This is a genomic window from Nitrobacter sp. 62-13 (genome assembly GCF_001896955.1).
GTDB lineage: Bacteria > Pseudomonadota > Alphaproteobacteria > Rhizobiales > Xanthobacteraceae > Nitrobacter.
In genome coordinates this window covers 1-13,707 of sequence record NZ_MKRN01000119.1, presented here as the reverse complement: position 1 = coordinate 13,707, position 13,707 = coordinate 1, and the positions used below count along the sequence as shown (strand labels likewise).

The window sequence follows — 13,707 nt, the reverse complement described above, 5'->3', positions numbered from 1 at the left end:
ATGTCGCGCTTCACCTCGGTGTCGGCGGCGCGCAGCCACGCCATGAATCCCTGCAGCGCTGCGGGAGCCTTGCGCTCATAGGTCAGCGCCAGTTCGAGGAATTCGTCCAGCGCGTCATTCGCTTCATGCCCGAGCCGCCGCAGGATTCGGCGCCGCCCGCCGTCTTCGCCCAGCAGCCACGCATAGAACGCGAACGGCGTGTCGCGCGTGGCGCGGCCTTCGCACAGCCTCAGGCGATCGAACGCGTCGCGGAATTTGTCGCCTGCCGCGGCGCGGTCGGCGAGCGCATCGCGCAGCGATCCATCGCGTTGCCATGCCAGCGTGAACAGGTCGTCGTCGTCGAGGCCGAACAGCGGACTCTTCAGCGCCACCGCCAGCGCCAGGTCGTCCTGCGGTAGCAGCAGCGCATCCGCAAGGTTCATCAGGTCGATGATCGCGATATGCTCGGTGAGCTTGAGGCGGTCGGCGCCGGCGACCGGAATGCCGGACTGTTTCAGCGCCTGGATGATCGCGTCGAAAGCGTTGCCGCGCCGCCGCACCAGAACCATCACGTCGCCGTAGCTGAGCGGACGGCGCGCGCCTTCATGTCCCGTCATGGTGCCGCGCGCTATCAGCGTCTTGATCTCGCTCTGGATGCGCCGTGCCAGCTTGACCTCGGGACTGGTCGCCGACACCGCGTCGAACGGGGCGCGCCAGCCCTCGATCTCCTCCCGCTTGTCGCGCTCCTCCAGACTCCAGAGGTCGACGATGCCGGGCGCGGCGTCGGCAAGCGATTCATGCACGGGATGAGCGCCGACCGCATGGATGCTGGCGTAGATTGCTTCATCGCGAAACACGTAGTCCACGGACTCCAGAATCGTTTTGCCGGAGCGGAACGAGTAGATGAAATCTTCCTTGCGAAACGGAAGCTCCGCGTCCCTGAACTTCCGTTCCAACTTGCTTCGCCGTTCGTCGAATTCGCGCGGCGCCGCACCCTGGAACGAGAAGATCGACTGCTTCTCGTCGCCGACCGCGAACACGGTCCGGCGCACGCCCTCGCGCGCGCCTTCGCCGGTCGTGAAGTCCGCGATGATGCGCTCGACGATGTCCCACTGCCTGGGGCTCGTGTCCTGCGCTTCGTCGATCAGCACATGATCGACGCCGCGATCGAGCTTGTAATGCACCCAGCCCGGCGAGGTCTGGTTCAGCATGTCCAGCGTCTTGTCGATCAGATCATCATAATCCAGCAGGCCGCGTTCCTGCTTCTCGCGCCGGTAGTTCGCGGCGATCGCGGTCGCGATGACGAGCAGGGATTGCGTGCGGTCGCGGATGGTGAGCGCGCGGCGACGTCCGAGCAGCGCGGTCACGCGCAGGCATTCATCGGCGAGCATTTCAGCGATGTCGGGCCTGGCATCGCTGATCTTCCGTGTGACGAAGGACTTGCGCGGGTTGCCGTCCCCGGTCAGGAAGACATCGAGATAGCGATCGGCCTGCGTGGCGTCTCCCACCATGGCGTGAGCCTCGCTCAGGCGTTTCGCCTGGTCCTTGTCGGTGGAACTGCCGGTCGCAAGCAGCGATGCCGTATCGAGCCACATGCTTCGCGGCAAGTTCGGCCCGTCGATCATCTCGCGCTCGACCTCCTCGACGCGCTCGTCCGGATCGACGCCGAGCGCGTCGGCGACATCGCCGATCGCCTGCTCGATGCCGCGATCCTCGACCCAGGCCATGACGTGATCGCGGCTGAGGCAGGCCTGATTGATGACGTCCCGCAGCGTGGTGTCGGCGGCCGCGCCCATGGCGTATTGCAGCGCGCGGCCGGCTGTGCTGTCGGGATTTTGCGAGGCATCGAGCATGACGCCGATGCTCGCGCGCTCCATCATCTCGGTCTGGTCGCGCTCGTCGAGCACGGTGAAGCGCGCGGGCACCCGCGCCTCGAACGGAAACTGCTGCAACAGCCGTGTGCACAGCGCGTGGATGGTTTGCACCTTCAATCCGCCCGGCGTTTCCAGCGCGGAGGCGAACAGTTTGCGCGCCCGTTCGCGCCATTCCACATCGGGCTGCGCGATGCCGACGTCGCGCAGCGCCGCGTTCAACGCGTCATCGTCGAGCGTGACCCATTGCCCGAGCGTTGCGAACACCCGCTCCGACATGTTGGCGGCGGCGGCCTTGGTGAAGGTGATGCAAAGGATGCGTGCGGGGTCGACCTTGTTGAGCAGCAGGCGGATCACGCGCTGGACCAGAACGTGAGTCTTGCCCGATCCGGCATTGGCGGACACGAACACCGAGGTCGCCGGGTCGGACGCGCGCTGTTGGCGCGCGCTGGCGTCGGGGTGAACCGGGCGGGGCGCCTTCACCATTCTTCCAGCCCCAGGCCGCCGGCCGCCGACCATTCCTTGATCCGCGCGAGGTCGTCATAGGCGCCGTAGCGCGTTTTCCACATCGGCAGGTCGAGCGAGGTATAGCCCTGCGCCTCATTGTCGAAGGCGCGGATCAGCGCCGTGAGTTTCTCAAGGGCGCGGTCGGCGGCCTGATCCGGCGATTGCCTGTCGGTCTTGCCGTTGTCGAGGTCGACCGGCCTCGGTTCGCCGGGCGGATTGTTGCCGCTGAGCCGGACATAGACGAGTTCGTTCACGGACGCGCCCGCGGGAATGCCCACAAAGCCGCCGCCGCGCAGGATCGCCGATTCCAGCGTAAGCTGCGGCGACAGGCCGAGCCGTACCTGCTTGCTGCTCGGCGGGCTGCCGGTCTTGTAGTCGAGAATGGCGAAGCTTCCGTCGCCGAGATGCTCGATGCGGTCGGCGCGTGCGGACAGGATAAAATTGCGATCGCCGTCGATTGCGATCTCGATTGCGCCGCTGATTTCGGCCTCGATCCTCACGAGTTGCGCCCTGCGCGAGGCTTCCCAATCCGCGAACCACGCCGCGATGCGCTGGAAGCGCGGCCACCACAGCGCGCGCGCCTCGGGGCGTTGCATCAAGGGTGCGAACCGGCTTTCTCCGATGGCGCGAAGCACCTCCGCGGGATTTGCCGGCAAGGCCGCCGGATAGGTTTTGGTAAAATCGCCGAGCGCGTCATGAATGGCCGAACCACGGTCGGCTGCCGACAGCGGCATGTCGACGGCATCAAGCGGCGTGAGCCTCAGAATGTGTTTGGCGTAGATGGTGTAGGGATCGCGCAGCCAGTCCTCGATCGCGGTCACCGACAGCCGCGTCGGCCGCGCCGTGCGTGGCGGCTTCGGCGCGGGCTGGGCGATGGGCTTGACCTCGTCGGGGCGATCGATCGCCTCGGCGTATTCGACGTAGCGCGCGCCGGCTTGCAGCGCGGCGGCCCAGCGCTCGCTGCCCGCGACGGCTTCGAGACGATGCAGGAATCGCGAGGCCACCGCCGGCGCGCCGCCGGCCTTGGCGGCGTGGCTGAGGATGACGTCCTCCGCGCCGAGCAGTTGCGCGAAATCGTGCGCGGACAGGCCGATGCGCCGCTCGGGAAGGTCGAGCCCAAGCTCGTGCCGCATCGGGCGGCTGAGCCAGGGGTCGCTCGGCGGGGCCGGCGGCCACATGCCTTCGACGAGGCCGCCGAGAATGACGCGGTCGCACTGGGTAAGACGCGCTTCGAGCGGACCATAGATACGCAGATTCGCCGTCGCGGCCTGCGGCCGCCGCACGATGCGGTCGCCGAATGCGGTCTCGAACACCTCGGGATAGTCCGCGATCCTGACCGTCAGGCCGCTGCGCTCGCCCGTCCCGCCGAGATCGTCGAATGCCTTCGCAAGTGCTGCGCCATCCTGTCTCTCGAACGCGGCGGCGATGCCTTGCTCGTCGCGCGACAGCGCCTCGATCGCGCCGCGATGCTGCGCGGCGAGCAGGGTAAAGTCCGCCGACCGCGTTGCGCCATCGCCTTCGAGCGGAGCCAGCGCGGCCTGCAAGGCCGCGATCAACGCCCGGACGTCGTCAAGCTGATGCGGTTTCAGCGCTGCGCGGAGCTCGCCGCGATGCAGCGACGAACTCTCGCCGCGACCGAGCTTGTCCAGTTCGCCGCAGAAACGCGCGAACTCGTCCGCCAGTCCCCTGCTGCCCGGCGGCGGTCGCGTGCCGCGCAGGATCGCCAGTTCCAGCGTCTCGACCGCGCGCGCCCACCCGCCGACTGCGCGATCGAGCCGGCACAACGGATGCTTCAGCAAGGCCAGCAGGGTCGGCGGCTCCAGGCCGTTGCATGCCGCGCCTCCGACCAGTCGCGCGAAAATTCCCGCGGGCGTATCCATCAGCGCGTCGCCGCCGGAATCGTCGAATGCCAGATTCCAGCGGCCGAGTGCGGCCATCACGCGGCGCGCCAGCGCGCGGTCGGGCGTTACCAGTGCTGCGGTCTTGTTCAGTTCGTGCGCCTCGCGCATCGCGACCGCGATGCCGAGCGCCTCCATTTCCGGATTGGCGGCGGCGATCGCGGCGAGGCCGGTCATGCCGGATGCGATCTTCTTCGCGACCTCCGGTTCGGCAAGCCGGGTGTGCCACTTCGCCGTGGCGTCGGAGGGGCGCATCGCCTCCGAGGCCAGCATCTCGCGTCCGCATGGCGCAGGCGCGCCGAGAGTCGCCACCTCGCTGCGTGCGATGCCGAACCGCTTGAGCAAGGCGTGCAGCGCGAACTGCGGGTGACCGGCCGCGGGCGGCGTGATGAAGTCGCCGCTCGTTTTGTCCCTGACGCCGCCGATCAGTTGCCACGCGTCTTCGTCGAGGTCGGTGTCGAGCCCCGGCAGCACAACCGCGCCTTGCGGCAGTCCGGCGATGACATGCAGGAGCCTTGCGGTCGAAGGCATCGAGCCGGTGGACCCCGCCGCGATCACCGGCCCCGCATGGTGAGCGGCGAGCCGCGCGGCTTCGGCCTCGATCAGGCGGTCGCGCCGCGCCGCCGGTTCGATCCGGCCGGTTTCTTTCAGGTGCGCCGGCCAGTACTCGCGCGCGATCTTCAGGAAATCGAGCGTGAGCTGCCAGTATTTGTCGAGTGCGTCGGGCACCAGGGCGTCGAGCGCGCGCCAGTCCACGCCGCGCGTCGCCATGTCGTCCATCAGCCGCGCGAGGTCGTCGGCGAGCGCCAGCGTCGAGGCCGGCCCGCCGAGAACCAGCGGCGCCTGCGCCGGATCGCCGGGCTTCAGTTGGCGCGCCCATGCCTCGATGAGCTGCGCCAGCGCCAACCGGCGCGCCAGCCCGTCAAGCGCGGGCGGCAGGTCCAGGGTCTCCACCGTAGCAGCGGCGGCCTGCGCGAAGGCCAGTTCGTCCTCGTCGATGTCGCCGAGCGCGACGATGCGCGGCAGGATCACGGCATCGACATTGAGCACATCGAGAAAGATGTCGCGCGCCATGCGGCCGGCGCGACGGGTCGGCAGATAGAGCGTGGCCCCTGCGAGCCGTTCCGGCTGCGCGCGCGGGCGGAATCCCTCGATCAGCGCGCCATCGACCAGCGCGGTGATGACGGTGCGCAGAAACGGCGCTGACGGGGGGACGTTGCGGACGCGCATGACTGACCTTGATTCGGGATCAGGCCTATCATGGCACGCGCCGGGACGGGCGACGACCCGGCGAAATGCTGCCTCAGGCGGCGCTGATCAGCACCGCATTCTCGGCGGCTTGAATGGCGTCGGGCGTTCCGACATGCATCCAGACGCCGTCGAGCCGCAGCCCGAACAGGCGTTCGCGCGCGTTGGCGCGATCGAACATCGTCGTCAGCGAAAACTCGCTGACAGGCGCGCCGACGAACAGCGCGGGCGACATGATGGCGACGCCGGCATAGACGAACGGAACGACCTGGTTTTCCTCGCGCTTGCGCAATGCGCCGTCGGGCAGCATGGCGTAGTCGCCGCTGCCGGCATAGCCGATGCTGCCGGCGGTCGGCGCCATCAGCAGCAGGATGTCCATGCGCTCGGGATCGAAGGTCTCGGCCATTCGCGTCAGGTTGGGACGCGCGCCGTCGATCCACATGGTGTCGGCGTTGAGATGGAAGAACGGCGCGTCGCCAAGCAGCGGCAGGGCTTTGGCGACGGCTCCGCCGGTGCCCAGCACCTCGTCGCGCTCGTCGGAAATGACGATCCGCGGGCGGCTGCGATGCGCGACATGATCGATGATCTGGTCCGGCAAATAGCGGACGTTGACGACCGCTTCGCTGACGCCGGCATCCGCCAGCCTGTCCAGCACATGATCGAGCAGCGGCTTGCCGGCCACCGGCACCATGGGCTTGGGCATCCGTTCCGTCAGCGGCCGCATGCGCAGGCCGAGGCCTGCGGCGAGCACCATGGCTTTGGTCGGTGTGACGGGCATTCTCGGCGAGGTCTCCGGCGCTTCCTATAGCGTTTTCAAGCGAAGCGGACGTCGGTTGCGTGAAGAAAACGCGTCAAAACAAACCCCCTACAGCGTTTTCAAGCGAAGTGGATACCGGTTCGCGTGAAGAAAACGCGTCAAAACAAAAAACGAGAGCCCGGCTTTCATTCCCTCAAAACCGGTCGATTCACCGAACAATATCATGACACGGGCGAATCGCATCGTCAGCCCAGGCGATAGCCGTCGGCCGTGACGCGTGCATGACAGGAAAGATGTGTCCGGATCGGTTCTGGCTATTTTTTGAAAACCTGTCTCCGATCCATCGGAAGCGAGAGGGCCGCGGATCAGGCGTCGGTGGTGGCGCCATTGCGCCGGCCGGCTTTTTTCTTCTTGTCGCTCGGTTTCAGAAAATTGACGCCGATCTGGTCGCCATTGACCCAGGCGAGTTCGCAGCGGCGATAGGCAAGCCCCGTGGACGACAGCAGCAGGAAGAATTCCTTCAGGTGGAGGCCTTCGATGGAACCTTCGATGGTCAGTTTGGCGCCGTGTTCGGAAACATCCTCCATGGTGCAGTCGCGGCGCCAGGTGCCGTCGATGCCCATCATATGGGCGCTGTATCCGCGCTCGAAGGTGACGCGTTCGCCCTTGCGCCGTTCCGCACCCATGGCTTGCTCCCGTCGTCGAGGACCGCACCGCCGTGCGGCTTTGAGTCGCAGAGGTTAGGGCACGACCTCTAACAAGCCGTAAAGCAAATGTGTTCAAGCCGCCGGAGGCGGAACGTGAGCCTGATACCAGGCCCGGGCTTCCGCCAATGAGGGGTGGGCGAGCGAGCGGGTCAGGTAGGTCCAGATCCGGGGTTGATGACGCAGGTAATGCGGTTTGCCGTCGCGCCGGTTCAGCCGCGCGAAAGTGCCGAGCAGCCGCGTATTGCGCTGCGCCGACATGACGGCATAGAGCTCGGCGAACCCGGCGGGATCGAACGGCGCGCCGCTTCCCAGCCGCGCCTTTACATAACGGGCCAGCAGCGCGAGTTCGAGCGGCTCCGGCACGTCCACCCGCGCATCCTGCAACAACGAGACGAGATCGTAGGCCGAGGGGCCGAGCACGGTGTCTTGAAAGTCGATCACGCCGACCTGTTTGATGTCGCGACGCTGTTCCAGCCAGATCAGGTTGGGCGAGTGGAAGTCGCGCAGCACCCAGGTCCTTGGCGCCGCGTTTGCCTTCTCCAGCAGCGCGCGCCACATCGTCATGAATTCCGCGCGCAGATCGCCGTCCGGCTCGATGCCCCGGTCGGTCAGATACCAGTCGAGCATCAGCCCCGCCTCGACCAGCATCGCCTCGGTATCGAATACCGGGATGGCGTAGGGGATATGCGGCGCGACGGAGAGGATTTCGGGCAGCGTCTGACTGTGCAGCGCCGCCAGCATGTCGGTGGCGGCCTGATAACGCTCGGCGATCGGCGCCGGCGGCGCGCCTTCGACGAAACCCGTGCTGCCGAAATCCTCGGTGATGAGGAATCCCGACTCCAAATCGGCATGATGGATCGCGGGCGCGGAAAAGCCCTGGTCGCGCAGGCCGCGCGCGATGGCGACGAAAGGTTTGACGTCTTCGGCGAGGTGCACGGCCGCGCTGTAGGACTTGCCGTCGTGGATCGCAGGCCCGTCTGGCCGTTTCGGCGCGTTCATCAGGATGAAACTCGTATCGCCGCGGATCAGCCGGGCGTAGGAGCGCGTCGAGGCGTCGCCCGCCATGCGCTGCCGTTTCGCATCGCCATATCCGGCGTCGTCAAGAAACTGCCGCAGCGCCGCCAGCCGCGCGACCTGCGCCGCGGCCTTGCCATAACCGGTGATCTCTGCGGCGCGGGCGGCGGAGCCGAGCGCCGGGCGATGACTGAAGGCGATGTCGATCCGGTCGGCGGGCAGGGCGCCGGCGGCGCGCTCCGGCCATTCGATCAGCACCACCGTTCCTTCGGGCAGCGGCGCGAGGCCGATCTCCTCGAGTTCGCCGGGGCCGTTGATGCGATAGAGGTCGGCGTGAAGCAGCGGGTAGGGCGGCAGATCGTAATGCTGCGCCAGCGTGAACGTCGGGCTTGGCACCTCGATCGTGTCGTCGCCGGCGAGGTAGCGGATCATGGCGCGGGCGGCTGCGGTCTTGCCCGCGCCGAGATCGCCCGACAGCGTGATGAGATCGCCGGGGCCGACCAGCAGCGCAAGGTCGGCCATCAGATGCGCGGTCGCGGTTTCGTTGGCGAGCGCGGTTGCGAATGTCGAGGGTTCGCTCATTCAGCGGCGTTGCGATGTGCGCTCTGGTCGAGCGGGAAATCGCAAACGACCCTGGTGCCGCGCTTGACGGTGGAATCGAAATGCACGCGGCCGCCATGGAGTTCCACGAAGGAGCGCACCAGCGACAGGCCGAGGCCCGCGCCGCGGTGCCGCGATCCGTTGGCGTGGCTTTCGAACCAGTCGAAAACCTTGTCCTTGACCTCGGGCGGAATGCCGGGGCCTTCGTCCATCACGGCAAATCGCACGCTGTGCTCGGTGCGCCGGGCGCTCACCGTGATCACGGCGTCCGGCGGCGAGAAGCCGGCGGCGTTGGCAAGCAGGTTGTAGAGGACCTGGACGATGCGGCGCTCGTCGCCGATGAAGTTGCCGATGTCAGGATCGACGTCGACATTCAGGATGATGCGGTCGCGGGTCAGGCGGTCCTGAATGCCTTCGGCCGCGGCCGCGATGGTCTTGCGCACATCGACCGGCCCGAGTTCGAGCGTCATGGCGCCGGCGTCGATGGTGGCGAGGTCGAGGATGTTGTTGGTCAGCGCGAGCAGCGCATCGGTCGACGAGGTGATGTAGTTGACGTATTCGGCCTGCTTCTCGGTGAGCGGGCCGGTGCCGGGATCGTTCATCAGGTGCGCGAAGCCGATGATGGTGGTCAGCGGCGAACGCAGCTCATACGAGACGTGATGGACGAAATCGACCTTCATCTGGTCGGCGGCCTCGAGCGCATCGTTGCGCTCGCGCAGTGCGCGTTCGACGTTCTCGCTGTCGGTGATGTCGTGGAACGTCAGCATGGTGGCGCCGTCGGGTAGCGGCATGGTCATGCAGTCCAGCACCGTGCCGTCCTTGCGCTCGAGCTTGAGCGGCACCGCGGCGCGATTGTCGATTCCGGTGACGGCGTTGCGGATCGTCTGCCACGCGGCATCGTCGTCGAACAACGGCTTGCACCAGGCCTCGACGGTATCGATATGCGGCTCCTGCGAGAGCGCCTCGGGCGAGAGCTTCCACATCCGCGCGAAGGCCGGGTTGAAAAGCTTCGCGCGTCCGTTGCTGCCGAACACCGCGACCGCTTCGGTCAGGCTGTCCAGGGTCTCGCGCTGCACGGTGATGAGGCGATCGTAGCGCCGCGCCAGGTCCAGGCTTTCGGTGACATCGTCGAACAGATAGGTGACGCCGCCTTCGGGATTCGGCGTGGTCACGATGCTGAGTGCGCGTCCATCCGGCAGATACCAGACATCCTTGGCGGCTTCATTGGCGCGATAGGCTTCGTGCAGGCGTGCCTTCCAGGCGCGGAAGTCCGGCTGCTCCGGCAATTTGCGCGCAGCGCGCAGCCGATCGAGCACGCTGGAATCGTCGGGATTGCCGTCGAGGAAGGCGCGATCGAGGTCCCATAGCCGGCGATAGGAATCGTTGTAGAACGCCAGCCGCCGCCGTCCGTCGAACACCGCAACTCCAGATGACAACTGGTCGAGGGTCCGGCGATGCGCGTCCGCCATCCGCTCCAGCGTCTGGCGCAGCGTGACGGCTTCGCTGGCGTCGAGCGCGATGCCGGCGCTTCCGCCGGCGGCGCGAAGCGCATGCACGTCATACACGCGTCGCTCGCCGCCGATCACGATCGGCAGTCGCGCGGTAAACGCGGCATGGTCGTTCAGCGCCCGCGCCATGGCGATACGGTCGTCGCTGTCGAGCAGTTCGAGATTGCGCTCGATCGCGTCGGTCGCGCTGGCGGCTTCGGTGGCGCGCGCATAGGCGGCATTGGCGAAGTTGAGCTTGCCGTCGCCACTGCGCGCCCACAGCGGCCACGGCGCCGCGGCTGCGAAGGCCCGCAGCATCTCGGTTTCTTCCCGCAGGCTGTTGTGGCGCAGCGTCATCTCGGCGAGATCGCGCCGCAATCCGCCGAGGTCGCGGATCCGCACGATCGCCTGGCCGCCGATGGCGCGGCCCATGGCTTCCACCGTTCGCCCGGCCGATGTGAGCAGGTTGAGCAAAAAGCCTTCGCCTGCAGTGCGCAGCGCATCGACCGCATGATCCATCTGCAACGCAGGTTCCGGCGGCAGCCAGGTTCCGAACGCCAGAATCCGCAACGGCTGTTTTGCATCCTGCGGCAACAGCAGCGCGGTGTCGCCGCTGATTCGGGGCCGGTCCTCGCCCGCGCCCCAGGAAATCAAAACCTGCGGTTCTGCGAACAGCAGCGCGCGGAAGCGGTCGGCTTCAGATTGAAGCTCGCGAAGTTCGGTGCGCAGCCGCTGCTCGCTCGCGGCCGCGCGGATGCGCGTGCGCATCAGCAGGATGGCGCAGACCACCGAGAAACCGAGCACGCCCAGCGCCACCGCCAGCGCGGTCAGGTCCTGCCGGCTGAGATTCGCGAAGGTGTGGATCAACCGATCCGGCAAGCCCGGTTCCGTGGCCCATGCGGGCGAGATGTCGATAAGACCGGCCGCGCCAGCGCCCGCGATGCCGCCCTGCACCAGCGAAGTGCATGACAGCAACGTCCGACGCATCACTGCGATTACGCCCGACATGCTTGCCCCAAAACCGCACGACGATACGACCGGCAAATTGCTCGCCGTTCGCGAATCGACCAACATTACGCTTAAGCGGACTCGAGGGGTAAGAGTCCAGACCGTGAACGGGAATCCGGCGAGGGAAAAATGCGCGGCCGCGACATTTCCGAAACGATTGTTGCAAAATAGAATCGATTTTTCCTACGACGACGCGTGCCTGCTGGAGAGCGTTAACGCCCGGTCGAGCCGAACCCGCCGCTGCCGCGCGTCGTGGCCGGCAGCGAATCGGCGCGCGCGAGTTCCACGCGCGTCACCGGCGCCACGATCATCTGCGCGATGCGCTCGCCGCGCCGAATCGTGAATGCCTCCTGACCGAGATTCACGAGAAGCACATTGATCTCGCCGCGATAGTCGGCATCCACGGTGCCCGGCGTATTCAGCACGGTGACGCCATGCCTTGCGGCGAGACCGGAGCGCGGCCGCACCTGCGCCTCGAATCCCTCCGGCAATGCAATGACCAGTCCGGTCGGGACCATCGCGTGTTGTCCGGCTGCGAGCACCAGCGGCGCTTGCTCCGGAACCGCGGCCACCAGGTCGAGGCCGGCGGCCTGGCTGCTCTGGTAGGCCGGCAGCGGAAGACCTTCGGCGTGAGGCAGTTGCCGGACGTCGATCTTGATCGCACCGCTCATGCCGGCTGATCCGTCACGGCCGGGACGATGCGTTCGATCAGCATGGCGGCAACCTCTTCCTTGGTCATGACGGGAAAAGACTCGGCGCTGATTTCGCCGCTGACACCGTCGCGTATCAACAGATGCACGGTGTTGCGGTCGCCGCCCATCACGCCGGTCGCGGGCGAGACGTCGTTGGCGACCATCCAGTCGCAGCCCTTGCGCGCGAACTTCGCTGTCGCGTTGTCGATGAGATGTTCGGTCTCGGCGGCGAAGCCGATCACCAGCGCCGGCCGGTTCTCGCGCCGGTTCGAGATGGTTGCCAGAATATCCGGGTTCTCGACCAGTTGCAGCGGCGGCATCCCGGTTGCGGTCTTCTTCAGTTTCTGCGCGCCTTCGTGGGCGACCCGCCAGTCGGCGACCGCGGCGGTGAAGATCGCGACGTCCGTTGGCAGCGAAGCCTCGACGGCCGCCAGCATCTCGCGCGCCGATTCGACGTGCTTCACCGTGACGTCGGCGGGATCGTCGAGACCGACCGGCCCGGCGATCAGCGTCACATCGGCTCCGGCCGCCTGCGCCGCTGCGGCGATGGCAAATCCCTGCTTGCCCGAGGAGCGGTTGGCGATATAGCGAACCGGATCGATCGGCTCAAAGGTCGGTCCGGCGGTGACCAGGACGCGGCGGCCCTTCAGCGGCTGCGCGCGCGGGGGCCTGAGAATGCGCTCGGCGGCGGTCGCGATCTCCACCGGTTCGGCCATGCGGCCGACACCGGCCTCGCCCGCTTCTGCCATCTCGCCGGCATTGGGACCGATCATGGCGACGCCGTCGCGTGCAAGCTGCGCCGCGTTGCGGCGTGTCGCCGGGTTGTTCCACATCAGCGGGTTCATCGCCGGCGCCAGCAGGATCGGCTTGTCGGCGGCGAGCAGGATCGCGGTGGCGAGGTCGGAGGCCAGGCCGTGCGCCATCTTTGCCATCAGGTCGGCGGTCGCGGGCGCCACCACGATCAAGTCGCAGTCGCGCGCGAGCCGGATATGTCCGGCGTCGAATTCGCTGCCGGGATCGAACAGATCCGTGTAGACGCGGGTATGCGACAGGGCGCTGGCGCTCAGCGGAGTGACGAATTGCTGCGCAGCATTTGTCATGACGCAGTGCACAATAAAGCCTCGCTCCTTCAGCCGCCGGATCAGGTCGAGCGACTTGTAGGCCGCGATTCCGCCGCCGATGATGAGCGTCACATTACGTAAGTCACCAGAGTTACGTGATGAATCCCTGCGGGCCGACTTTGTTGCGTTGCGAGAAGCCAGGCTGTCCATGGCGGTGCCAGACGACGCAGCATGTGCCGCCTCCCTCAGGATAACGCGGACCTCGTCTTCGACGGACCGGCCGTTGCGCGCGGCGCGCAAGCGCAGCTCGGCCTTGATGGCGTCGTCGAGTTTGCGGATGGTCAGGCTGGCCATTAGCGCTCCCGCGGTCAACCGCGCTAGCATTGATAGCAAAAAAATGCCATCACTGCAATCAACCGGGTCAGTGCGCTGTCCAAAGCAGGCCCACCAGCGCTGCCGCGATCACCCAGAGCGCCAGAATGCTCCAGCGGTGACTGCGCGCCTCGGCGCGCTTGATCTCCGCGATGGTGTCGGGGCCCAAAGCCAACCCTTCGCGGGACATCGTCTCGAATTGCTCGATCAGGGCCACGGTTCGCGAGGCGAGCGCCGGGAGCCCTGCGAGCAGGCGGCCGAGCTCGCCGGCGCCGGCCAGCGCACCCTGCATCCGCCCCATCGGGCCGAGGTTTTGCGTGATCCATTCGCGCACCACGGGATCGGCCACCGTCCAGATGTCCAGCTTGGGATCGAAGCTGCGCGCCACGCCTTCGACCACCACCATGGTTTTCTGCAGCAAGATCAGTTCGGGCCGAGTCTGCATGTCGAACAGGCCGGTGACCTCGAGCAGCAGCGTCAAGAGCTTGGCCATCGAGATTTCCTCG

8 protein-coding genes and 1 pseudogene are annotated in these 13,707 nt (G+C 66.8%); all 9 read right to left on the bottom strand.

Annotated elements, in window-relative coordinates; translation table 11 throughout:
* On the bottom strand, nt 1-2,336 hold a 2,336-nt coding region (gene addA, locus BGN91_RS09720; protein WP_292612609.1), incomplete at its 3' end, for a double-strand break repair helicase AddA.
* Entirely contained in the window at nt 2,330-5,485 is a 3,156-nt protein-coding gene (gene addB / locus BGN91_RS09715) for a double-strand break repair protein AddB (protein WP_292612607.1), read from the bottom strand. The genes addA and addB, both read right to left, overlap by 7 nt.
* A 73-nt stretch (nt 5,486-5,558) precedes the next feature.
* Nucleotides 5,559-6,281 carry a nucleotidyltransferase family protein gene (locus BGN91_RS09710; RefSeq protein ID WP_292612605.1) on the bottom strand — a complete coding sequence of 241 codons (723 nt, stop codon included), beginning with the start codon at nt 6,279-6,281 and terminating at the stop codon, nt 5,559-5,561.
* Nucleotides 6,282-6,625: 344 nt separating this feature from the next.
* Entirely contained in the window at nt 6,626-6,946 is a 321-nt protein-coding gene (locus tag BGN91_RS09705; RefSeq protein WP_292612603.1) for a PilZ domain-containing protein, read from the bottom strand.
* A gap of 93 nt (nt 6,947-7,039) precedes the next feature.
* Nucleotides 7,040-8,563, bottom strand: a complete 1,524-nt coding sequence (gene tsaE, locus BGN91_RS09700; protein ID WP_292612601.1) for a tRNA (adenosine(37)-N6)-threonylcarbamoyltransferase complex ATPase subunit type 1 TsaE — start codon at nt 8,561-8,563, stop codon at nt 7,040-7,042.
* On the bottom strand, nt 8,560-11,076 hold the full coding sequence (locus BGN91_RS09695) for a PAS-domain containing protein (protein WP_292612598.1): 2,517 nt from the start codon (nt 11,074-11,076) through the stop codon (nt 8,560-8,562). The genes tsaE and BGN91_RS09695 overlap by 4 nt, the downstream gene beginning before the upstream one ends.
* Nucleotides 11,077-11,288: 212 nt before the next feature.
* A complete protein-coding gene (gene dut / locus BGN91_RS09690; RefSeq protein ID WP_292612596.1) occupies nt 11,289-11,747 on the bottom strand; it encodes a dUTP diphosphatase in 459 nt (152 codons plus the stop codon).
* Complete coding sequence (coaBC, locus tag BGN91_RS09685) at nt 11,744-13,183, bottom strand: bifunctional phosphopantothenoylcysteine decarboxylase/phosphopantothenate--cysteine ligase CoaBC (protein ID WP_292612594.1); 1,440 nt, start codon at nt 13,181-13,183, stop codon at nt 11,744-11,746. The genes dut and coaBC overlap by 4 nt, the downstream gene beginning before the upstream one ends.
* 67 nt (nt 13,184-13,250) lie before the next feature.
* Nucleotides 13,251-13,707: pseudogene (locus BGN91_RS09680) on the bottom strand (ubiquinone biosynthesis protein UbiB); the annotation flags it as partial.